Origin of the sequence: Streptomyces sp. Pv4-95, assembly GCF_045782725.1 — a bacterium.
Taxonomy (GTDB): Bacteria; Actinomycetota; Actinomycetes; order Streptomycetales; family Streptomycetaceae; genus Streptomyces.
In genome coordinates this window covers 7,120,029-7,141,975 of sequence record NZ_CP127172.1, presented here as the reverse complement: position 1 = coordinate 7,141,975, position 21,947 = coordinate 7,120,029, and the positions used below count along the sequence as shown (strand labels likewise).

Sequence of the window (21,947 nt, the reverse complement as noted above, 5' to 3'; positions counted from 1 at the left end):
CTCCTATGGCGCAACGAAGCGCGCCATAGGCAACACGCTACGGGCTGCGGGCGGCCCGCTGTTCACCGCCCTTCCCCCGTCACCAGCGAGCGCACCCCAACCCCTCACAGGCACCCGTGCCAACTCCACGCGCACCCGCCCCTGCCACCCGCGCAGGCGCTGTTTAGGAGTGAGACATGCCGCACGAAGCCCGCGCCGTCGTCGCCGTCAAGAAGGGCGCGCCGGTCGAAGTGCAGACGATCGTGGTGCCGGATCCCGGCCCGGGAGAGGTGCTGGTCGCCGTCCAGGCGTGCGGGGTCTGCCACACCGATCTGCACTATCGGGAGGGGGCGATCGGGGAGGATTTCCCTTATCTGCTGGGGCATGAGGCGGCCGGTGTGGTGGAGGCGGTCGGTGCGGGGGTGGCCGATCTGGCGCCGGGTGACTATGTGGTGCTCGCCTGGCGTGCGCCGTGCGGGAGTTGCCGGTCCTGCCGCCGGGGCCGTCCCTGGTACTGCTTCGACTCGCGCAACGCCACCCAGTCGATGACCCTGCTGGACGGCACCGCGCTGACCGCGGCCCTGGGCATCGGTGCGTTCGCGGAGAAGACCCTGGTCGCCGCGGGGCAGGCGGTGAAGGTCGACCCCTCGGCCCGGCCGGAGGCGGCCGGTCTCATCGGCTGCGGGGTGATGGCCGGCTACGGCGCGGCCGTGCACACCGGCGCCGTCGGCAGCGGCGACACCGTCGCCGTCATCGGCTGCGGCGGCGTCGGCAACGCCGCCATCGCCGGCGCCTCCCGGGCCGGGGCGCGCCGGGTGATCGCCGTCGACATCGACGATGCCAAGCTGGACGCCGCCGAACGGTTCGGTGCCACCGACACCGTCAACTCCCGTGGCACGGACCCGGTCGAGGCGGTGCGCGGCCTGACCGGCGGACACGGCGCGGATGTGGTGATCGACGCGGTGGGCCGCCCGGAGACCTACCGGCAGGGCTTCTTCATGCGCGACCTGGCCGGCACCCTCGTCCAGGTCGGCGTCCCCGACCCCGACATGCGCATCGAACTGCCGCTGATCGAACTCTTCTCCCGCGGCGGCGCCCTGAAATCCTCCTGGTACGGCGACTGCCTGCCCAGCCGCGACTTCCCCGTCCTCATCGACCTGTATCTGAGCGGCAAGCTCGACCTGGACCGGTTCGTCACCGAGACCGTCGCCCTGGACGACGTCGAATCCGCCTTCGGCACGATGCGGCGGGGTGAGGTGCTGCGGTCGGTCGTGGTGCTCTGACCGCCCCCGGCTGCCGGCTGTGGAGCCTCGGCACGGGCACCACAGCCGGCTCCCGAAGTCACCTGTCGGCGTCGTCCGGTTCCGCGCCGGGCACCGGATCCGTGGCCCCGTCGGGAGCGGTCTCCTGCTGGGCAGGCTCCTCCGGCTGCTGCTCCGGCCTGCGGTACATCCGCGTCGCGGTGATCTGGCCGTGCACCGCCTCCTCGCCCGGGTCCTGCTGCTGCGGCAGGCCGGGGCGCAGATGCTCCTCGACGCTGATGTACTTCAGCCCGGCCCGCAGGTCCGCGTCGTTGCGCAGCCGGATGACCAGCGGGAACTCCGCCAGCGCGGTGGTGTCGAAGAGGCCGGTGGTGTAGAGGAGCTGGACGCCCAGCGCGTCGGCGACGGCTCGCTGGAGCTCCAGCAGATACGTGGCGTTGGCGCGGCCGATGGGGTTGTCGAGGAACAGCGTGCCGGCGTGCCGCTGCTTGTCGCGGCCCCGGTCGTTGCTGCGCAGCGCCGCCATCGTGCAGTACAGCGCGATGGCGGCGGTCAGCAGCTGACCGCCGGAGAAGACGTCGCCCATCTGCCCGACCGGCACCCGCTCGGCACGCAGCACCGCGTCCGGCTTGAGGATCTCCACGGCCACCCCGCGCGGCTGGAGCGCCGCGCCGACCCCGCGCAGCAGCAGCGTCATACCGTCCCGCCGCAGGTCGCTGTTCTTCTTGACCGCGGAGCGGGTCGCCTCGTCGATGACCTCGCCCAGCCGCTCGGTGAGCGTGGCCTGGTCGGGGTCCTCGAAGCGGATCCGCAGGAACTCCTGCCCGGACCACTCCCCCAGCCCTTCGGGAAGACGCGACAGCCGCTGCGCCGAGCGCAGCGTCGTCAGCGACGACTCCACCAGGCCGCGGAGGCGGTCGACGATGCTGTCGCGGTTGCGTTCCAGCTGCTCCAGCTCGTCGGTGAGCACCCGCAGACGCGGAGCGAAGGCATCGGCCCACTTCGCGGCGTGGTCCGGCAGCGCGGCGGCGGGCAGTTCACGGATCTGCTGCCGGGCGGGGGTACGGACCTGTTCGTAGCGGGTGGAGTTGGCGTGCCGTACGAGGATGTCGCTCGCCTCGCGCACAGCGGCCTCGGCGGCGGAGAGGTCGGCGGCGCAGCCGCGCAGCGAGCGGCGGGACTCCGCGGCGGCCTGCCGGGCCTCCTCCAGCCGGCCGGCGTACGGCTCGGCCTCCTCAGCGCCCTCCGCACCGGCGGCGGTGTCGTGGTGGTCCCGCAGCAGATCGCGCAGCAGGGCGGCGGTCTCGTCGAAACCGCCCGCCGCGTCCTCGGCCGCGCGGTGGTCGCGCAGCAGCGCGTCGTGCCGGTCGCGGGCGGTGTCCAACGCCTCGGTGGCGGTGGCCAGTTCACCGGCCGCCAGGCGCAGCAGCTCCTTGGCGCGGTCGGCGTCGGCGGGCACCATCTCCGCCGGCAGCTCGGTGTGCGCTTCGCCGTCGGTCGGCGCCAGTCGCTCGGCCTCGCCACGCAGCCGGCCCAGCTGCTCGCTGGCTGCGGACGCGCGGGTCTCCAGCATCTGCACCAGCGCCTCGGCACGGGACGCGGCGGCCTGCCGGGACGGGCCGTCGGCGGCGTCCGGGCTCTGCAGCAGCTGCTCGGCGCGGGTGCGGACCTTGTTGGTGAGGCGGTTCAGCTCGGCTAGGGAGGCGCTCTCGTCGCCCTCGGCGCGGGCCTGTTCGGCCCGGAGGTCGGCGCCGACACCGACCTTTTCGTAGAGCTGGGAGGCGGCGCGGTACGCCTCGCGCAGCGCGGGCAGCGACGTACTCGCGTCCTCCGGTGCCTCGCCCAGATCATCCGGCACGCCGGCGATCTCGGCTCGCTCGGAGCGCAGCGCGCGAGCCGTGCGGCGGGCGTCGTCGGCGGCGCGCTGGGCGGCTCTGCGATCCTCGTCCGCGGCGCGCGCACGGTCCACGCACTCCTCGGCGCGGGCCTCGAACTCGGCTGTCTCGTCGGAGAGTTCCCGCAGCCGCGACTGCCATGCGGAGCGCTCGCGCAGCCGGTGCGCGAGCCCTGCCAGCACGTCGGCGACCCGGCGTGCGCGCTGCGCGGTCTCCTGGCGCTCGTCACGGGCGCCGGTGGCCTCCGCCGCGGCCGCCTCGGCGTCGTCACGCGCCGAGCGGGCCTCGGACAGCTCGGCCGCGGCCTCGTCCGCGTCCGCGCGGGTCTGTTCCGCGGCGGCGGACAGTTCGGCGAGCCGGCCGGCCGGGCAACCGCTGCGCCACGACCCGAGGCGGGCGACCAGCGCCCGGTCGCCGGAGAGCCGTGCGGCCAGTGCGCGGATCTCGTCGTCCCGCTCCATGGCCCGCGCCCGCAGCGCCTGCCGCTCCTCGTCGGCGGCGGATTCGTCGTGCATCGCCGGGTTCGGCGGGACGAGGAAGACGCCGGTGTCACGGCCGTCGGGTGCGGGGGTGGGGGCGAGCAGCGCGGCGGCGGTGCCGACGGCGACGGCGGAGCGGGGCAGCAGCGCGGCCTGGGCGAGGATGTCGCGGGCGCGTGCGTGGGTCGCGGGGTCGGTGATGATCACGCCGTCGACGAGTTCCGGCCGGGCGGCGAGCACCCGCGCGTGGTCGGCGGGGTCGACGGACTGCGCGAGATACCGCCAGCCGGGCAGCGCCGGGACGCCGTGTTCACCGAGGTACTCGACGGCGGCCAGCACATCGGGCCCCGGGGGCAGCAGCCCGCCGTCACCCAGCGCACCGAGGATGCGGGAGTCGTCGGCGGCGGCCGTGCGCAGGTCGAACAGCTGCCGCTCGGCGGTGGCGACGCCCTGCTCCAGCAGTTCGGCCAGCTCGTCGGCGTTGCGGTCCAGCTCCTCCGCGGTGAGCGGTCCGGCCGCGGGGCGGCGGGGCTGCGCGGGCTCCCCGCCACCGGTGGAGGTCCGCGGGCCGGGCAGTCCGATGGACTTCGCCTCGGACTGCGGGAGGCCCAGGAGGTCGGCGAGACGCTGCTCGGCACCGATCGCCTCGGCGGCATGCCGCTCGGCGTCATGGGCGCGCTCCGCGGCCTGGGCGGCGTCCTCGGCGCGGGCGGCGGCGAGTTCCGCCGCGGCGTGCCGTGCGGTGGTCTCGCGGGCGCGGTCGGACGCCACGCGGGCGGCCTCGCGGGCGGAGTCCCATGCCTCGACGGCGGCCTTCTCCGCGTCGGATGCGGCGAGCGCGGCTCGGGCGGGGTCGGCGTCCGGCGCGCTGTCGTCCAGCCAGCCGGCCTCGACGGCCTCGGCCGTTTCCTGTTCGACCTCGACCAGTCGCTGCTTGAGGTGGTCGGCCTCGCTGCGGGCGCGCTGGGCGTGGGTGGCGGCGGCGGTGGCGTCGCGGTGGGCGGATTCACCGGCCTCCTGGAGGGCCGCCGAACGCTCCTCCTCCTCGTTGGCGATCCGCTCGCCCGCCTCGGCGGCGGTGTGCAGGGCGCGGACGAGGTCGGCGGCGGCGGTGGCACGGGCGGCCAGCGCCGGGGCCGCGTCCCGCTCGGCCTCGCGGATGGCGGCGGCGACGCGCGCGGAGCGGTCGGCGGCGGCGCGGTGCCGCAGCGCGATCTCGGCGGCCTGCCAGGCACTGTGCAGGGTGCGGGCGTCGTTCAGTTCGCGGCGCTGGGCGGCGGCGCCCTTCTCCGCGGCGGCCAGGGCCAGCGAGGCGTGCCGGTAGGCGATTTCGGCGGAGACCAGGGAGCGGCGCTCACGGGTGCCCTCGGCGTCGGTGACGCGGTGGGCGGCGGCGGCGACCTGTTCGGCCAGCTCGGCGGCGCGGCCGCGCTCCTCGGTGCCGCGGGCGTGCAGCCGCTGGGCCAGGCCGCGGGTGCGGCGCTCGGCCCCGGTGTGCACCTCGCGGGCGCGCTCGCGGTGCTCGGCGGCCTCGGCGATCCGCGACAGCAGGTCGAGGGAGCCGGCGGTGAAGTCCCGCTCGGCGGTGAGCTCGGCGCGGCGGCCGAGCTTGTGGGCGAAGCCGTGCACGAGGTCGGCGAGGCCGTCGGTGTCGCGGGTGTCGGTGACGGCGCGCAGCAGCAGGTCGGTGAAGTCGGAGTCGTTCTTGACGGCGAAGAGGCCGGCGGCCTCGCCCTCGTCGGCGTTCATCTCCCGCTGGTAGCGGAAGAGTTCGGGGTCGAGGCCCAGGACGCCGAGGTGTTCGTTCCAGCGTTCGTGGATCTCCTCCCAGACGACGTCGAGGTTGGGGTAGTTCTTGCCGGCCTCGGTGAGGACGTCGCGGAAGCCCTTCATCGTGCGCCGGCGGCCCTGGGCGCCGGACGCGCCCTCGCCGCTTTCCTGGCGGGGCCGGACGACGGTGGCCTCGGCGACGGGCAGCGAGTCCAGGCTCATGCCGGGCCCCGGCCGGAAGCTGTACCAGGCCTCGGCGAACTTGCGGGGATCGTTGGACACCTGCCGGCCGCGCCACTCGCTGACCTTGCCGACGACGATGCTCTCGCCGGTCAGGACGTGCTGCCACTCCAGGGCGACGTGCCCGCAGTCGTCGGCGAGCAGGAACTTGCGCAGCACGCCGGAGCTGGCGCCGCCCAGGGTGTTGCGGTGGCCGGGGAGCATGACCGAGAAGATCAGCTTCAGCAGGACCGACTTGCCGCCGCCGTTCTCCAGGAACAGCACACCCGCGGGGGCCGGGCGGCGCGGGGGTCCGACCGGTTCGTCCTCGAAGAAGTCCGCCTGGGCCGGGGCCGGGTGGGGTACGGGCGCACCGACTCCGCGCAGGTCAAGCACGGTGTCGGCGTAGCGCGCACCGGCGGGTCCGATGGAATAGAGGCGGACCCGGGACAGCTCGTACATGGCGGACTTTCGTTGTCGTGTCGGGCGGTGGTCGGGCGACGTGGTGGGCGGGGTGGTGGTGCGATGGTGCGGTGCGGTCAGCCGGAGTGGAAGGGGAGCCCGGCGTCGGAGACCAGGTCGAGGTCGTCGGTGTCCTCGCCGGGCATCAGGGAGGCGCTGCCGTCGGCGACGGGCACCACGCCCAGCTCCAGGAGTTCGGCCATGGCCGCGCTGCCCGCCATGTCGCGGACCTGGAGCTGATAGCGGGCGGTGGTGCGGTAGGCGCCGCCCGCGTCGTCGCCGGTGCGCTGCAGGAAGCCGGAGTCGACGAGGAAGGTGACGGCCTTGGCGATGATGCCGGTGGTGGAGCCGGCCAGCCGCCGGGCGTCCTTGGTGGCGCCGGTCGCACTGCGGCGCGCGTAGACCCGCCAGGCGGACTCCAGGCCGGGTGCGTCGGTGGCCGGGTCGGTGTTCTCGCCCTCCTGCTCGGCGCGCTCCTCCAGGCGGCGGCATGCCTGCCGGACGAAGGCGTCGACGCCGTTGACCGTGATCCGGCCGATGTAGCCGTCGTCGGCGAGGTCCTCGGGGCGCGGGAAGGCGAGCGCGGCGACGGCGAGATGCGCCAGGCCGTGCAGGAAACGGTCCGCGGAGTCGGCGGAGGCGCGGCGGGCGTAGTCGCCCATCCGGACCGCGAAGACGGAGTCGTCGGCCGCGGTGACGGCCATGCCCGCGCGGGTGGAGACCTCAAGGACGATCAGGCCCAGGCCGGTGGCGACGGCGTCGGCGAGCCGGGCGAAGGGCGGGTCGTCGCGGTAGCGGCGCAGTAGTTCGGCGTACTCGGCGTCGCGTGCGGGGAGCAGCTTGGGCTGGAGCCCGAAGGAGACCAGCCGTGCGGCGTCCGCGGCGTCGGCCGGGGTGACCGGTGCGGTGACCGCGGCGCCGGGGACCGCGTCGGCGGGCAGGAACCGGCCGGCCGTCTCGCCCGGGGCGGACGTCGGCTCCGGCGCTGCCGGCTCGGCGGCGTCGTACTCGGTCACGGTTGTGGCTCCTTGTGCGGGTTCCGGGCGGCGCCGGGGTGGAATGCGGTGGTCTGCGCTGCGTCGTGCGCCCGGGGCATCAGGCCACCTCCGAGCGGTCCGCGGCCATCCCCGCCGCGTCCAGCAGGGCCGTGCCGACGATGAGGTCGGCACCGCCGAACTCGGGGTCGGACAGCTCGGTGCCGTCGTCGACGGCGAAGAGCAGCTGCTGCTCGCCCTGGCGGTAGGCGGTGCCGACCGGGGGGCTGGCGGCGTGCACCGCCAACAGGGCGACGAGGTAGGGGAGATCGGGGTCCGCGCGGCGCGCGTCGGCGAGCAGACCGGAGAGCCTGCGGGGCGCGTCGGCGGGCAGGTCGAGCAACTGCATGGCGGCGTCGAGCTGTTCCTCGCTGAAGCGGCTGTCGTCGGGCGTCGCCACCAGGTCGGGCTCGGGCATCTCGGCGCCGAGGTGCTCACGCTCCACGGGCGGGGTGAGCAGCACCTCGACGAGGTCGCCGACGCGGACGGCGGAGGGGGTGCGCAGGCCCGTGCCGCGGGCGAAGAAGGCGTCCGTGACGCGCACGGCGTGCTCGGCGGGCAGCGGCAGCAGTGGGGCGAGGAGCTGGCCGTAGAGGTCGAGTCCGGCGTGCGCGGCCGGGGTGGCGAACGCCTGCCGGTCCTGTTCCGCGCGGAAGAGCGGGCCGGCCTCCAGGAGGCGGGACTGGAGCTGGGTGTGCCGGCGGATGCAGTCCTTGACGATGTCGACGAGTTCGGCGGCGCGCCGCTTGTGCTCGGGCTCCTCGGTCTCGTCGCGGGCCTTGCGGATGTTGGTGAGGATGGCGTTCTCGTGGCGGTAGCGGTCCGCGACGTGGTCCAGCGCCTCGGTGATCATGTCGGGGACGGTCTGCAGCCAGTCGACGGCGCGGACGTTGCGCCGGGTGGCGTCCAGGGTCCTGCGGAGCGTCTCGGCGTACTGCACGGTGCGGTAGCGGGCCTGTTCCGCGGCGAGCTGGGCGTCGGCCAGCCGGCCTCGGCTGATCAGCACCTCCAGCTTGACCTCGGCGGCGATCTGGGCGCTGGTGACGTCCGTGTCGAGCGCGCCGACCAGGACGTTGACCGCTTCGTCGGTGGCCCGGAGGTAGACGCTGCCACCCGCGCCCGGCACCTCCTCGATGAGCTTGAAGTCGTAGTCGCGCCGGACGTACTCGCCCTCGGGGTTGAAAGTGCCGTAGACGGCGCGGAAGCCGCGGTCCACACTGCCGACGTTGATGAGGTTCTCCAGCACCCAGCGGGCCACCCGCTCGTGCTCGCCCGAGGGGCGGCGCGGGGCCTGCGCGGCGATCCGCGGAAGCACCCTGGCCACTATTTCCTCGTGGTCGGCGCCGGTGTCGAAGTCCATGTTGAGGGTGACCAGGTCGATGACCGCGAGGGCCACCTCGGCCATGGCGTAGACCCCGTACTCACCCGCGAGGTTGGCCTTGCGCACGTCGAGGTCGTGCAGCGGCGCGGTGCACGCCAGGGCACGCAGACGGCGGGCCAGGCCTTCGTCGGCGGCCGGGCCCGGCGCGGGCCGGTTGGGCCCGTTGAGCTGGGGCGCAGCGGCCCTCGGGGCAGGAAAAGTCACGTCGCACAGAGTAGGCGCTTGCACTGACAACGGACGAAACGGCGCGGATCCGCTCATGACGGGAGCCGCACGTCGGCCGACGCATCAGTCTACGGCGTCGCCTTCGAAGGGCACGTCCGCGGTCCGGTGGCGGGCGGTTCGCACACCGGACGCGGTGGCGGGCGGGCCGTCCAACGCGAGGGCGGCGAAGGACGCGAGCCAGTGGTCCGCGGTGAAATCGCCCGAGATCGCCCGCGGCAGTCCGGCGGCCAGGTGACGGCCGGCCGCGGACCGCAGCGCGGCGCCTCGGAGGTCGTCCGCGGGCAGCGCGGCGGCGATACGGCGCTGTGCGGCCGCCCGGCTGAGCGACAGCCCGATGAGGTGGCCGATCTGCGGGTCGGCGGGGTCGGAGACGGTGGGCGGGGTGAGCAGCGCCCGCGGGGCGCCGTGGTCGGTGCCGGGCAGGAACCGGGCGAGCCAGTCGGCGAACTCCGCGCCCGGCAGCACCCGGCTCATCGCCTCGGCCTCGGAGAGCGCCGGGGAGAGGAAGTCCTGCCCGGAGGGCTCCCAGTGGGCGGGGGCGTCATGGTCGTCCGCGAACCAACGCAGCAGCGCCCCGGTCACCGGCTCGGTGAGCGCCGGCCGCCCGGCCGCCGCCGCACTGTCCAGGGCGAGCGCGAGGGCGAACGCGCTGTTGGTGTGAGTGCCGTGACGCACGGGATAGGTGGCGCGCTCCAGCCAGCCGCGCAGCAGTACGTCGGCGGTCTCGGCGGCCGGCGCCAGCGCGGCGGCCCAGCGCTCGCCCGGCGGGCCGCCCAGGGCCCGGCATTCGGCGGTGAGCGCCAGCAGCCAGGCCCAGCCGTAGGGTCGCTCGAACGACGGGTGGGCCCGCAGATAGGCCGCCTCGGCCGCGAGGTGCGCGGGTGTGAGATGGGCGTCGAGCACCTCGGTGACCCGCTCGTGGTCCACCCGATCCCGGCAGCGGCGCAGCAACCGGACCAGCAGCCAGTGCATATGGACCGAGGAGTGCCAGTCGTAGGAGCCGTAGAAGGCGGGGTGGTGGGACCGCGGGGGCACCAGATCCTCGGGCCCCGCCAGCAGGTGCATCGGGGCGTAGGGATAGGGACGGGTGACATTGCTCAGCGCGACGTCCGCGAACTGGCTTGCATACGGGGCGAGTTCACCCTCTGGCTGAGCTGCCGCGCCGGTCAATGGGTGGCGCCTTCGGCGACGCGGATGTCGGTACGGACGGTCGCGGCGGTGACGGCGATCTCCCGCAGGGCCTGTGCGACCGAGACGACCGGCAGCGACGGCTGGACGCGCCGGAGGACCTGCTCGGGCGCGAACGGGACATGCACGAACCCGCCGCGGATGTCGGGGAGTTCGGTGGCGATGAGGTGCGCGAGGGCGTAGAAGACGTGGTTGCAGACGAAGGTGCCCGCGGTGTTGGAGACGGAGGCGGGCAGGCCGACGGCGCGGACGGCCGCCACACATGCCTTGATCGGCAGGGTGGAGAAGTACGCGGCGGGGCCGCCGGGCACGATCACCTCGTCAACGGGCTGGGCGCCGGAGACGTCCGGGATGCGCGCGTCGTCGACGTTGACGGCGAGCCGTTCGACGGTGATGTCGGGGCGGCCGCCGGCCTGGCCGACACACACCACGATCTCCGGCCGGGCTTCCTCGATCGCGTCGCGCAGCGCCTCCCGCGCGACTCCGTAGACGCACGGCAGCTCGGCGGTGAAGATCTCCAGTCCGGCGGGCGGCTCGGCCGCGGCGGCGCGCACCGCCTGCCAGGAGGGGTTGGCGGACTCACCGTCGAACGGTTCGAATCCGGTCAGAAGTACCCGCGTCATGTGCTCGTTCCAAGGGTCGGATAGCGGATCGGAATGCGGCGGGCCGCCGGTCAGAAGGCGAACAGCGACATGATCACGATGTTGCAGCCGAGCAGGACTCCCGCGGTCGGCAGCTGCGCCTTGATCGGCCCGTACTGGTCCTTCAGTTCGAGCAGGGCCGCCGGCACGATGTTGAAGTTGGCGGCCATCGGGGTCACGAGCGTGCCGCAGAAACCGGCGAGCATGCCGATGGCCAGGACGGCGGCGGCGTTCCCGTCGAAGTGCCCGATCAGCACGGGCCAGCCGACGGCGGCGGTCATCACCGGGAACGCGGCGAAGGCGTTGCCCATGACGATGGTGAACAGGAACATGCCCACGCAGTAGACGACGACGGCGATGTAGAGGGAGTCCTTGGGCAGTGCGGCGGTGGCGATCTTGCCCACCTGGTCGCCGACGCCCGAGACCTGGAAGATGGCGCCCAGCGTGGCCAGCATCTGTGGCAGCAGCATCGCCCAGCCCATGGCCTCCAGCATCGAGCGGCCGGACTGCACGGGCACGGATATCCGCTTCTCGCGCAGCATGACCATGCCGACGATCAGCGCCGCGACGGCCCCGATACCGAGGCCCAGGATGGTCTCGCTGCCCTCCTGGAGGAGCGGTTCGCCCCCGAAGGAGACGTGCTTGACGCCGATCGCGCAGACCATCGCGACGGCGGGGATGGTGAGCGCCGGGACGAACAGCTTGTTGCCGAGCCGGGCGGCACTGGCGACCCGCTGCTCGCCGGTGGTGGTGCGGGGCGTGCCGCGGCCGGTGAAGCCGAAACCGGCCAGGCAGGCCATGAGCAGGACGGCCACGCCCAGGGGTTCGGCGGGCGCCCGCTCGGCGACCACCCAGCTGCTGTAGACGAAGCCGGCGCCGATCAGGCCCCAGAAGGCTCCGGTGCCGATGCGCTTGGGGTTGCTGCGGTCGGTGACCATCTGGGCGGCCATCACCAGGAAGCTGAGGCCGACCAGCCAGTAGAACCACTCTGCCTTGATCACTTGGTGGCCTCCACTGCGGCGGGTGCGACGTCGGCGGTCAGCAGCTCGCGCTCCAGGGCGCGGTCCAGGCGCAGCAGTCGCCAGCCGTGGACGGCGAAGGCGCACAGCGCCGTGGGGATCGCCCAGAGTGCGAGGTGCAGCGGTTCGAGATGCGTGCCGTAGGTGGTGTTGACGAAGCCGGTGATCAGCAGGATCGAGCCGACCGCGAGGAAGACGTCCTCGCCGAAGAACAGGCCGATGTTGTCCGCGCTGGCGGAGAACGACCTGACCTTCTCCCGGGTCTTGTCCGGGAGGGCGCCGTACTTGCGCTCGGCGGCCCCCTCGGCCATCGGGACGGCGAGCGGGCGGACGGTCTGGGCGTGCCCGAAGACATTGGTCAGCCCGACGGCGGCACCGATCTGCCGCAGGCCCAGGTAGAGCGCGAGGAAGCGCCCCGTGGTGAGCTTGCCGAACCGTGAGATCAGGTTGCGGGCCTGCTCCTGGAGGCCGTAGCGCTCCAGGAGGCCGATGACCGGGAGCGTGATCGCGAAGATCGTCACCGCCCGGCTGCTCGCGAAGCCTTCGCCGAAGGCGGCGAGCACCTTGCCGGGTGTCAGGCCGCCGAGGAGGCCCGTGGCGATACCGGCCACCCCCACCACCAGCAGGGGATTGCGTTTCGTGGCGAAGCCGATCACGACCACGAGCACGCCGAGAAGCACGATCATGGACCCGCCTTCCGCGTACGGGACCTCACGCGGGCCGTGAGGAGAATGCCCAGAGGCTAGGTGATTGTTGAACGATCCGACAAGGGGTGTGCGGGGGTGAAACTCACCCCTCCGCGATGCGCTGTGCGTACGCCCCCGACAGCTGGCTTCGCGAGTCCTCCAGATACGAGGCCAGCAGCTCCTCGGCCTCGGTGACGGCGCCGGACTGCAGCGCCTCCAGGATCTGGCGGTTGCGGGTCAGATAGGGCGCGTGGAAGCGGCGGGGGTCGTCCATGACATGGAAGACCAGCCGCAGCTCTGCCAGCACCCCGCGCATCAGCTCGTCCGTGCGCGGGCTGTCGGCGAGGGCCACGATCGCCTGGTGGAAGCGGATGTTGGCGGTCGCGAGATCCTGCCAGGACCGGTTCACCGAGGCGGCCTCCCCCGCCTCCACGGCGGCCGCCACACCGCCCACCGCGGCTGCCGCATCGCCCCCCTTGAGCTCGCTGCCCAGGCGGCGCACCGCCGCGCACTCCACCAGCGTGCGCACGCGGTAGATGTCGTCGAGGTCCTCGACCGTCACCATGCGGACGAAGACCCCGCGGTTGAGTTCGTGCACCAGCAGCCGCTCATGGGTCAGCAGCCTGAAGGCCTCCCGCAGGGTGTTGCGGGAGACACCGAGCGCGCCGCCGATGCTCTCCTCCGACAGCCGGGCGCCGGGCGGGAAATAGCCCTCGGCGATCCTGTCCCGCAGGATGTCGGCCACCCGCTCGGCGGTGCCGGCCCGCCCGAGCAGGGCGCGGTCCGCCTCCAGGCCCGAGACCTCGGCGAGCCTTCGCCGATCGTTCTTCGTCACTCCGCCGGTCATGCCGCTCCCCGCTCTCGCCCGCCCCGGACCACCCGTTCGAGGCCCCTCCGACCGTCATTTTCGTAGGAAGTCAACCCCAGATACGGGAAGGAGACAACACACCTCTTGTCGGATCGTTCAACGATCCTTTACGTTGGAGCGCAACGCCGGTCGGCTCGAGTGCCTCGGGGGAGAGCCACTACGGATACGGGCCGGCCGGCCCCGAAGCTCCCGCCCGCCCCCGCCCGCAATCGGACCGCCGCCCTGCACGCAGCGCGCACCATCGGCACCGAGCACCCTTGGAACGGACACATATGAGCGACGCGGTGGCCCCCTCCGTCATCGACCTGAACGCCGACCTCGGGGAAGGCTTCGGCCGCTGGCAGCTCACCGACGACGACGCCCTGCTGTCCACGGTCACCAGCGCCAACGTCGCCTGCGGCTTCCACGCCGGCGACCCGAGCACCATGCGGCGGGTGTGCGAACTGTCCGCCGAGCGCGGTGTCGTCATCGGCGCCCAGGTCTCCTACCGCGACCTGGCCGGCTTCGGCCGCCGCGCGATGGACGTACCGCCCGACGAGCTGGCCGACGAAATCGCTTACCAGATCGGCGCGTTGGAGGTCTTCGCGCGCGCCGCCGGAGCCCGCGTCGGTTACGTCAAGCCGCACGGCGCGCTCTACAACCGCTGTGTGCACGACGAGGAGCAGGCCGCCGCCGTCATCAAGGGCGTGTCCACCGCGGGGGGTGCCCTGCCGGTCCTCGGGCTGACCGGCTCCCGGCTGCACGAGGCCGCCCTGCGGGCCGGACTGCCCGTCGTCGGCGAGGCTTTCGCCGACCGGGCCTATACCGCCGAGGGCACCCTCGTGCCCCGCCGCGAGGCGGGCGCCGTGATCCACGACCCGGACGAGGTCGTCAAGCGCGCCCTGGGCATGGCCCTCGACGGCGCCGTCACCTCGCTGGACGGCCGGCCCGTCGAGATCGCCGCCCGCTCCCTCTGCCTGCACGGCGACACCCCGGGCGCCGCGGCGCTCGCCCGCCGTGTCCGGTCCGAACTGGCCGCGGCCGGCGTGCTCGTGCGGAGCTTCGTATGAGGCCGCTGCCCGTCGGGGAGCACGGGCTCCTCATCGAACTGGACTCCGCCGAGGAGGTCGAGGCGCTGCACGCCGAACTGCTGCGCCGGGCCGCCGCCGGAACCCTCCCGCCGGTGCGCGAGATCGTGCCGGCCGCCCGGACGGTCCTGCTGGACGGGCTCGACGACCCCCGCGGCCTCACCGCGGAACTCGCCGCCTGGGACATCCCCGCACTCACCACGGGCGACCGCCCCGCGGTGGAGATCCCGATCCGCTACGACGGTCCCGACCTCGCCGAGGTCGCCGCGCTGTGGGGCGTCACCGAGGACGAGGTGGTGCGTCTGCACTCCGCGACAACCTTCCGTGTCGCCTTCTGCGGCTTCGCCCCCGGCTTCGGCTATCTGACCGGCCTGCCCGAGCCGCTCCACGTACCCCGCCGGGCCACCCCCCGGACGAAGGTCCCGGTCGGCTCGGTCGCGCTGGCCGGCCCGTACACCGGCGTCTACCCCCGCTCCTCCCCCGGTGGCTGGCAGCTGATCGGCACCACCGACGCCGTTCTGTGGGACCCGCGGCGGGAGCCCGCGGCGCTCTTCGCGCCCGGCACCCAGGTCCGGTTCGTGCCGCAGGAGGTCCGCGACCGCTCCGTCCCCGCCGCGCGCGACGCGTCGTCCCGGGACGGCAGCCCCCGCGTCGAGGAGAGCGCCCGATGACCGACCGCGCCTTCTCGGTGGCCCGGGCGGGAGCGCTCACCACCGTCCAGGACCTCGGCAGGCCCGGCAACGCGCACCTCGGGGTGCCCCGCGCCGGCGCCCTCGACGAGCCCGCGCACCGGCTCGCCAACCGGCTCGTGGGCAATCCGGAGTCGGCCGCGACCCTGGAGACGACGCTCACCGGATGCGCCGTCCGGCTCCGCACCGCCACCACCGTCGCCGTCACCGGCGCCCCCTGCCCGGTGACGATCGACGGCCGGCCCGCCCCCTGGGGCGCTCCGGTCCTGGTGCCTGCGGGCACTGTCCTCGACGCGGGCCCGGCCACCCACGGCCTGCGCTCCTACCTCGCCTTCGCCGGCGGCGTCACCACCGAACCCGTGCTCGGCAGCCGCGCCGCCGATCTCCTCTCCGGTCTGGGCACCGAGCCGCTCACCGACGGCGCGGTGCTGCCCCTCGGCCGTGCCTGCGGCCCGCCCGCCGGGGCCGACGCCGTCCCGCATCCCGGCCCCGTGCGGGAGCTGCTGCTGCCGTTCGTCCCGGGCCCGCGCGACGACTGGTTCACCGACACGGGAATGCACACCCTCACCACCGGGCGATTCCGGGTCTCCCCCGCGAGCAACCGCATCGGCCTGCGCACCGAAGGGCCGCCGCTGGAACGCGCCAGGACCGGTGAACTCCCCAGCGAGGGAATGCCGTTGGGCGCCCTCCAGATCCCACCCGACGGCCTGCCGGTGCTCTTCCTGCACGACCATCCCACCACCGGCGGCTACCCGGTCATCGGTGTCGTTCCGGAGCGCTATCTGGCTCCCGCGGCCCAGGCCGTACCAGGGACGCCGGTGCGCTTCGTGCTGCGCCGGCCGGTGGCGGCTCAGGCCCGCGGCGCCGGCCTGCGCGCGCGACCGGCTCAGCCCGCCCCGTAGCCACCGCCCCCCGGCGTCCGCAGCACCAGTACGTCGTCCACGCCGACCTCCGCCGTGTCACAGCCCTGCAGCTGCTGCGTGGAGCCGTCCGCCCGCTCGACGGAGTTGTCGCCGAGGGCACCCGGGTCGCCGCCCGCCATGCCGTAGGGCGGCACCCGGCGGTGGTTGGTGAGCAGCGCGATGGTCATCGGTTCGAGGAAGCGCAGCCGGCGTTCGACGCCGCAGCCGCCGTGCCTGCGGCCGGCGCCACCGCTGCCCGCGCGGATGGCGAAGCTGTCGACACGGACCGGGTAGCGCCATTCGAGCACTTCGGGGTCGGTCAGCCGGGAGTTGGTCATATGGGTCTGCACCGCGTCCGCGCCGTCGAAGCCGTCGCCGGCGCCCGAGCCCGAGGCCACCGTCTCGTAGTACTGCACACGGTCGTTGCCGAAGGTGACGTTGTTCATCGTGCCCGAGCCCTCCGCCTGGATGCCCAGCGCGGCGTACAGCGCACCGGTGACCGCCTGGGAGGTCTCCACATTTCCCGCGACCGTGGCCGCGGGAAAGACCGGGGCCAGCATCGAGCCCTCCGGGATGCGGACCGTCAGGGGCTTGAGGCAGCCGCTGTTGAGGGGGATCTCCTCGGCGACCAGGGTGCGGAAGACATAGAGCACCGCGGCCATCACCACCGAGCTGGGGGCGTTGGCGTTGCCGGGCTGCTGCGGTGAGGTACCGGCGAAGTCCAGTACGGCGCTGCGGGCCGCGCGGTCGACGCTCAGCGCGACGTTGATCTCCGCGCCGCTGTCGGTCTCGTAGCGGTAGGAGCCGTCGGACAGCTCCGCGATGATCCGCCGCACCGACTCCTCGGCGTTGTCCTGGACGTGTCCCATATAGGCCCGGACGACATCGAGCCCGAACTGCCCGGTCATCCGCCGCAGTTCCTCGATGCCCTTTTCGTTGGCGGCGATCTGTGCCCGCAGATCGGCGACGTTGGCATCCGGCGCGCGGGAGGGGTAGGGGCCGGAGGCGAGCAGTTCGCGGGTCTCCTGCTCGCGCAGCTTCCCGTCGCGCACCAGCAGCCAGTTGTCGAAGAGGATGCCCTCCTCCTGAACGGTGCGGCTGAAGGCGGGCATCGACCCCGGCGTGATGCCGCCGATCTCGGCGTGGTGGCCGCGGGATGCCACCAGGAACAGCAGCTGTGGGTCCTCCGCGGCGTCGCCGGACGGCGCGTCGAAGACGGGGGTGACGACGGTGACATCGGGCAGGTGCGTGCCGCCGTGGTACGGGTCGTTGATCGCGTACACATCGCCTGGACGCATCGCGCCGGCGCGGCGTCGGAGCACCTCCTTGATGGATTCGCCCATGGAGCCGAGGTGTACGGGGATGTGCGGGGCATTGGCGATGAGATTGCCGTCGGCGTCGAAGAGCGCGCAGGAGAAGTCGAGGCGTTCCTTGATGTTGACGGAGTGCGCGGTGTGCTCCAGACGGACCCCCATCTGCTCGGCGATGGCCATGAAGAGGCTGTTGAAGACCTCCAGCATCACCGGGTCCGCCTCGGTGCCGACCGCGACCCGGCCGGGGCGTGGCTCTGCACGGGTGAGCAGCAGATGCCCCCGCTCGCCCATGGCCGCCTGCCAGCCCGGATCGAGGACCGTCGTCGCGTCCTCCTCGGCGATGATCGCCGGGCCGGTGAGGGTGTCGCCCGGAAGCAGGCCGGCACGCCGGTACAGGCCGGTGTCCTGGCGGCGGCCCCGGGCGTACATCCGGACCGTGGCCACGGGCCGCAACGCGCCCTCCCGGGCGGCCGGCCCCGCCTCGTGCCCGGCCGCGCCGCCCGCCGCCCCGAGCGCCTCGACCGACACCGCCTCGGCGATCAGCGGCTTGTCCATGGTGAAGGCGTACCGCAGGCGGTGCGCGCGGAGGAACGCGTCCGTCATCGTCCCGGCGTCGGCCAGGGGCACGCCGATGGTGGAGTCCGTCCCGGCGTACCGCACGAGCACCCGCGCCCGGGTGGTGATGCTGCCGGACGGCACGCCGTCGTCGAGGAGTTCCCCGCGGGTCTGCTCGGCGAGCGTGTCGCAGACCTCCCGCACCCGTGCGAGGGCGTCGGCGTCGTCGAACTCCGCCTCGACCGCCTGCTCCCGCATCGCGGTGGCGTCGGCGACCCCGATGCCGTACGCGGAGAGCACCCCCGCGAGCGGCGGGACGAGGACGGTGTCGATCCCCAGCGCGTCGGCGACCGCGCAGGCGTGCTGGCCGCCCGCGCCTCCGAAAGTGGTGAGGGCGTAGCGGGTGATGTCGTGGCCGCGCTGGACGGAGATCTTCTTGACCGCGTTGGCCATGTTGAGCACGGCGATGTCCAGGAACCCCGCGGCGACCTCCTCGGGGCCGCGGTCGTCGCCCACCGCCCGCGCGGCCTCGTCGGCCAGCTCCGCGAAACGGGTACGCACCACCTCGTCGTCCAGCGGCAGGTCGCCGTCCGGACCGAACACCGCCGGGAAGTGCTCCGGCTGGATGCGGCCCAGCATCACGTTGGCGTCCGTCACGGTGAGCGGGCCGCCCCGCCGGTAGCAGGCGGGACCGGGGTCCGCACCGGCGGAGTCGGGGCCGACGCGGTAGCGGCGGCCGTCGAAGTGCAGCACCGAGCCGCCGCCCGCCGCGACGGTGTGGATGTTCATCATCGGGGCACGCATCCGCACCCCGGCGACCTCGCTGCCGAAGACCCGCTCGAACTCACCGGCGTAGTGCGAGACATCGGTGGAGGTCCCGCCCATGTCGAAGCCGATCACCCGGTCGTGACCGGGGCCCGCCTCGGCGGCGGCCCGGACCATGCCGACGACCCCGCCGGCGGGCCCGGACAGCACCGCGTCCTTGCCGCGGAAGTGGGCGGCCTGCCGCAGCCCGCCGTTGGACTGCATGAACATCAGCCGGATTCCGGGGAGTTGCGCGGCGATCTCGTCGACGTAGCGGCCCAGGATCGGCGAGAGATAGGCGTCGACGACGGTGGTGTCCCCGCGCGGCACCAGCTTCATCAGCGGACTGACCTCGTGCGAACAGCTCACCTGCGTGAATCCGGCGCTCCTGGCCAGCTCGGCGACCGCCTTCTCGTGGTCGGCGTGGCGGTAGCCGTGCAGCAGCACGACGGCCGCGCTGCGCAGCCCGTCCGCGCGGGCGCCGGCCAGCGCCCCGCGCACCTCGTCGGTGTCCAGGGGCCGCACGACCGTGCCGTGCGCGTCCACCCGCTCCGGCACCTCGATCACCCGGTCGTACAGCGCCTCCGGCAGCACGATCCGCCGGTCGAAGATGCGCGGCCGGTTCTGGTAGGCGATGCGCAGGGCGTCGCGGAACCCCGCGGTGGTGAGCAGCACCGTCGGCTCGCCCTTGCGTTCCAGCAGCGCGTTGGTGGCGACGGTGGTGCCCATCTTGACGACGGAGACCAGATCGGCGGGCACCGGCTCGTCAGGGCCCAGCCCCAGCATCATCCGGATGCCCGCCACCGCGGCGTCCCGATAGCGCTCGGGGTGGTGCGAGAGCAGCTTGCCGGTGACCAGCCTGCCGTCCGGCCGCCTGCCGACGACGTCCGTGAAGGTGCCACCGCGGTCGATCCAGAACTCCCAGCGTCCGGTCATCCGGCCATTGTCCCAGCGCGCCCGCCTCGGGCCAGGCCCTGTCCGGGTGACCCGCCGACCGGGGCGAAGCGGCCGCCGGCCCGCGCCGCGCGTCACCACCCGCTCGGGTAGGGGAGCCCGGCCGGCCCCGCTTCCACGCCCTGCCGATCCACCGGAGCGTCATGGGCCGCCAGGAAGGCGTCGACGGCGGGCCGCCAGCCGTAGCCCTCGGCCCGTTGGCGAGCGGCCGCGCGGCGAGCGGGTTCGGGCCGCGCCATCACACGCTGGACCGCGTCGGCGAAGGACGGCCCGTCGTCGAGCGCGGTGTCGCCGCCACCGCCGACCAGACCGGCGAGCGCCGAGGACGCGCTGACGACAACCGGGGTGCCGCACGCGAGCGCCTCCAGGGCCGCGAGCCCGAAGGTCTCGGCAGGACCGGGGGCGAGGGCGACATCGGCGCTCGCCTGGAGCGCCGCGAGCCGGGCGCGGTCGGCGAGATGCCCCAGGAACGCCGCGGGCAGCCGCTCGGCCCGTGCCCGGGCCTCCAACCGGGCGCGCAGCGGCCCGTCTCCGGCCACGACCAGCGCCGCGTCGACACCGCGCCGGCGCAGTTCGGCCAGCGTGTCCAGAGCGCGTCCGGGCCGCTTCTCCGGCGACAGCCGCGAACACAGCACCAGCAGCACGGCGGCACGCCCGGCGCAGTGCTGCCGCAACGCGGTGCTCAGGCATCCGGGATGCCAGGCCGCGAGGTCGACGCCGAGCGGCGCGAGCACCACATTGCGCGCCCCGACCCTGGTGAACTCGGCCGCCGCCCACTCGGTCGTGCACACCACCCGGCTGTAGGCATGCGCCGTACGGGAGTTCAGCCGGTCCGCGGTGGACCGTGCCACGGAACGCGGCACTCCCCAGGTCCGCAGCACCCCGTCGACGCTCTCGTGCGAGACCATCACCGAGGGCACCCTGGCCCGCCGCGCCCATTCGCCCGTCCAGCGCAGCGTCGTACGGTCGGAGACCTCCAGCCGGTCGGGTCGCAGCGCCCGGAGCAGGAGCTGGAGGCTGCGGCGGTCGGTCAGTACGCGGTAGCCGCCGGTCCCGGGCAGCACCGGCGCCGGAACGGTGATCACCCGCCCCTGCTCGGTGTGTTCGGACCGGATCCCGAGGTCCGGCAGGCCGAGCGCCTCTCCCGTTCCCCTGCCGGCCGTCGGCGGTCCTGGCAGGATGAGGACCGGCTCGTGCCCGGCGGCCCGGTAACCGGCGCCGAGTTCGCGCAGCGCGGTGCGCAGTCCGCCGGAGGCCGGGGCGATGAAGTTGGCGATCCGTACGATGCGCAGCCCGGTCCCGCCGAGCGACGGCGTCCAGGGAGCCGCCGCGGTGTCCCGTCGCGCGCTCATGCCGCCACCGCCGTCCTGCCGGCGAGCACCTCGTCGTAGTGGCCGAGGAGTTGATCGCCCACCACCTCCCAGGTGCGGTCCTCGACGGCCCTGCGGGCGGCGGCGCCGAACCGGATGCGCGTTTCGGTGCCCTCCGCCAACCGCCGCACCGCGTCCCGGAAGGCCCCTCCGTCACCCGGCGTCACCAGCAGCCCGGTGCGGCCGTGGTCCACCAGATCGAGCGGGCCGCCGGCACGCGGCGCGACCACGGGCACACCGGAGGCCATCGCCTCCTGCACGGTCTGGCAGAAGGTCTCGTAGGGGCCGGTGTGGACGAAGACATCCAACGAGGCGTAAAGACGGGCGAGTTCGTCGCCGGTGCGGCGGCCCAGGAAGCGCACCTCGGGCAGAGAGGCACGCAGACCGGCCGCGCTGGGCCCGTCCCCGATGACGACGGTCCGCACCCCGGGCAGCCGCGAGGTCTCGGCCAGCAGCCGCACCTCCTTCTCGGGCGCCAGCCGCCCCACATACCCCACCAGCAGCTTCCGCCCCGCGGCCAGCGAGCTGCGCAGCACCGCGTCCCGCCGCCCCGGGTGGAAGCGCGCGGAATCGACCCCACGCGGCCACAACCTCACGCGCGGCACGCCACGCTCGGTCAGCTCCCGCAGCGCGGCGCTGGAGGGCGCGAGGGTGCGGTCCGCGGCGGAGTGCACCGAACGGAGCCGCCGCCACGCCGTGGCTCCACCGCCCCCGAGGTAGGTACGGGCGTAACTGCCCAGGTCGGTCTGGTAGACGGCGATGGTGGGCAGCCTGCGCCGGGCGGCCGCCGCCATACCCCGCGCGCCCAGGACGAAGGGGCCGGCGAGGTGCACCAGGTCGGGCCGGTGCCCGTCGAGCGCCGCGGACAGCCGGCGCCCCGGGAGCGCGATCCGCACCTGGGGATAGCCGGGCAGCGGCATCGACGGCACCCGTACGACGGCGCACGGGCCGTCGAGATCGCCGCCGACCGGTCCGGAGCCGCCGAACGGCGCGATGACGAGCGGATCGTGGCCGCGCCGGACGAGATGGCGGGCGGTCTCCAGGGCGCAGCGGGCGACGCCGTTGACATCGGGCGGGAAGGATTCGGTGACGATGACGACTCGCATACCGCTGTTGTCGACGCACCGTGCGTGGGCAGCACCAAAGGGATCTTTCCAACCGGATAACACCCCATGAGCGTTCCGC

Annotated in this window: 15 protein-coding genes; 4 read left to right on the top strand and 11 right to left on the bottom strand. The window is 74.0% G+C overall.

Going from position 1 to position 21,947, the window contains the following annotated elements:
* Window positions 1-176 precede the first annotated feature (176 nt).
* Window positions 177-1,262 carry an S-(hydroxymethyl)mycothiol dehydrogenase gene (locus tag QOM21_RS31355; protein ID WP_407554374.1) on the top strand — a complete coding sequence of 362 codons (1,086 nt, stop codon included), beginning with the start codon at window positions 177-179 and terminating at the stop codon, window positions 1,260-1,262.
* Window positions 1,263-1,320: 58 nt separating this feature from the next.
* Here QOM21_RS31355 and QOM21_RS31350 read toward each other — a convergent pair whose 3' ends face one another.
* The 8 genes from QOM21_RS31350 to QOM21_RS31315 all read right to left on the bottom strand — a co-directional run bounded on the left by QOM21_RS31350 (window position 1,321) and on the right by QOM21_RS31315 (window position 13,087).
* Window positions 1,321-6,066 (bottom strand): hypothetical protein, encoded by a 4,746-nt coding sequence (locus QOM21_RS31350; RefSeq protein WP_407554373.1) that lies wholly within the window; start codon window positions 6,064-6,066, stop codon window positions 1,321-1,323.
* 77 nt (window positions 6,067-6,143) lie between these two features.
* Entirely contained in the window at window positions 6,144-7,082 is a 939-nt protein-coding gene (locus QOM21_RS31345) for a hypothetical protein (RefSeq protein WP_393896210.1), read from the bottom strand.
* A 79-nt stretch (window positions 7,083-7,161) separates the two neighbouring features.
* Window positions 7,162-8,685 (bottom strand): hypothetical protein, encoded by a 1,524-nt coding sequence (locus QOM21_RS31340; protein WP_407554372.1) that lies wholly within the window; start codon window positions 8,683-8,685, stop codon window positions 7,162-7,164.
* 84 nt (window positions 8,686-8,769) lie between these two features.
* A complete protein-coding gene (locus tag QOM21_RS31335) occupies window positions 8,770-9,876 on the bottom strand; it encodes a DUF2891 domain-containing protein (RefSeq protein WP_407554371.1) in 1,107 nt (368 codons plus the stop codon).
* The gene (gene pcp / locus QOM21_RS31330) at window positions 9,873-10,517 is read right to left on the bottom strand and encodes a pyroglutamyl-peptidase I (RefSeq protein ID WP_407554370.1); all 645 of its coding nucleotides are present in this window, start codon (window positions 10,515-10,517) and stop codon (window positions 9,873-9,875) included. The genes QOM21_RS31335 and pcp overlap by 4 nt, the downstream gene beginning before the upstream one ends.
* Before the next feature lie 50 nt (window positions 10,518-10,567).
* Window positions 10,568-11,536: a DUF979 domain-containing protein gene (locus QOM21_RS31325; RefSeq protein ID WP_407554369.1), complete on the bottom strand. Its 969-nt coding sequence runs from the start codon at window positions 11,534-11,536 to the stop codon at window positions 10,568-10,570.
* Window positions 11,533-12,240 (bottom strand): DUF969 domain-containing protein, encoded by a 708-nt coding sequence (locus tag QOM21_RS31320; protein WP_407554368.1) that lies wholly within the window; start codon window positions 12,238-12,240, stop codon window positions 11,533-11,535. The genes QOM21_RS31325 and QOM21_RS31320 overlap by 4 nt, the downstream gene beginning before the upstream one ends.
* A 103-nt stretch (window positions 12,241-12,343) precedes the next feature.
* Complete coding sequence (locus QOM21_RS31315; RefSeq protein WP_407554367.1) at window positions 12,344-13,087, bottom strand: GntR family transcriptional regulator; 744 nt, start codon at window positions 13,085-13,087, stop codon at window positions 12,344-12,346.
* Between the two features lie 293 nt (window positions 13,088-13,380).
* Here QOM21_RS31315 and QOM21_RS31310 point away from each other — a divergent pair, with 293 nt between their 5' ends.
* From QOM21_RS31310 to QOM21_RS31300, 3 genes are read left to right on the top strand one after another with little or no spacing between them, the layout of a single operon-like run.
* Window positions 13,381-14,157: a LamB/YcsF family protein gene (locus tag QOM21_RS31310; RefSeq protein WP_407554366.1), complete on the top strand. Its 777-nt coding sequence runs from the start codon at window positions 13,381-13,383 to the stop codon at window positions 14,155-14,157.
* The gene (pxpB, locus tag QOM21_RS31305) at window positions 14,154-14,846 is read left to right on the top strand and encodes a 5-oxoprolinase subunit PxpB (protein WP_407554365.1); all 693 of its coding nucleotides are present in this window, start codon (window positions 14,154-14,156) and stop codon (window positions 14,844-14,846) included. Before QOM21_RS31310 ends, pxpB begins: the two co-directional genes overlap by 4 nt.
* Window positions 14,843-15,766 carry a biotin-dependent carboxyltransferase family protein gene (locus QOM21_RS31300; RefSeq protein WP_407554364.1) on the top strand — a complete coding sequence of 308 codons (924 nt, stop codon included), beginning with the start codon at window positions 14,843-14,845 and terminating at the stop codon, window positions 15,764-15,766. Before pxpB ends, QOM21_RS31300 begins: the two co-directional genes overlap by 4 nt.
* On the opposite strand, the gene QOM21_RS31295 is transcribed toward QOM21_RS31300, so the two are convergent.
* The 3 genes from QOM21_RS31295 to QOM21_RS31285 all read right to left on the bottom strand — a co-directional run bounded on the left by QOM21_RS31295 (window position 15,751) and on the right by QOM21_RS31285 (window position 21,868).
* Window positions 15,751-19,374 (bottom strand): hydantoinase B/oxoprolinase family protein, encoded by a 3,624-nt coding sequence (locus tag QOM21_RS31295; protein WP_407554363.1) that lies wholly within the window; start codon window positions 19,372-19,374, stop codon window positions 15,751-15,753. The genes QOM21_RS31300 and QOM21_RS31295 overlap by 16 nt on opposite strands.
* 92 nt (window positions 19,375-19,466) lie before the next feature.
* Window positions 19,467-20,744, bottom strand: coding sequence for a glycosyltransferase (locus tag QOM21_RS31290; RefSeq protein ID WP_407554362.1), 1,278 nt, complete (start codon window positions 20,742-20,744; stop codon window positions 19,467-19,469).
* Window positions 20,741-21,868, bottom strand: a complete 1,128-nt coding sequence (locus tag QOM21_RS31285; RefSeq protein WP_407554361.1) for a glycosyltransferase family 4 protein — start codon at window positions 21,866-21,868, stop codon at window positions 20,741-20,743. Before QOM21_RS31285 ends, QOM21_RS31290 begins: the two co-directional genes overlap by 4 nt.
* Between the last annotated feature and the right edge of the window lie 79 nt (window positions 21,869-21,947).

Coding starts and splice junctions, on each gene's coding strand:
- QOM21_RS31355 (WP_407554374.1), top strand. CDS start 177: ATGCCGCACGAAGCCCGCGCCGTCGTCGCCGTCAAGAAGGGCGCGCCG.
- QOM21_RS31290 (WP_407554362.1), bottom strand. CDS start 20,744: ATGAGCGCGCGACGGGACACCGCGGCGGCTCCCTGGACGCCGTCGCTC.
- pcp (WP_407554370.1), bottom strand. CDS start 10,517: ATGACGCGGGTACTTCTGACCGGATTCGAACCGTTCGACGGTGAGTCC.
- QOM21_RS31315 (WP_407554367.1), bottom strand. CDS start 13,087: ATGACCGGCGGAGTGACGAAGAACGATCGGCGAAGGCTCGCCGAGGTC.
- QOM21_RS31295 (WP_407554363.1), bottom strand. CDS start 19,374: ATGACCGGACGCTGGGAGTTCTGGATCGACCGCGGTGGCACCTTCACG.
- QOM21_RS31320 (WP_407554368.1), bottom strand. CDS start 12,240: ATGATCGTGCTTCTCGGCGTGCTCGTGGTCGTGATCGGCTTCGCCACG.
- QOM21_RS31300 (WP_407554364.1), top strand. CDS start 14,843: ATGACCGACCGCGCCTTCTCGGTGGCCCGGGCGGGAGCGCTCACCACC.
- QOM21_RS31285 (WP_407554361.1), bottom strand. CDS start 21,868: ATGCGAGTCGTCATCGTCACCGAATCCTTCCCGCCCGATGTCAACGGC.
- QOM21_RS31350 (WP_407554373.1), bottom strand. CDS start 6,066: ATGTACGAGCTGTCCCGGGTCCGCCTCTATTCCATCGGACCCGCCGGT.
- pxpB (WP_407554365.1), top strand. CDS start 14,154: ATGAGGCCGCTGCCCGTCGGGGAGCACGGGCTCCTCATCGAACTGGAC.
- QOM21_RS31310 (WP_407554366.1), top strand. CDS start 13,381: ATGAGCGACGCGGTGGCCCCCTCCGTCATCGACCTGAACGCCGACCTC.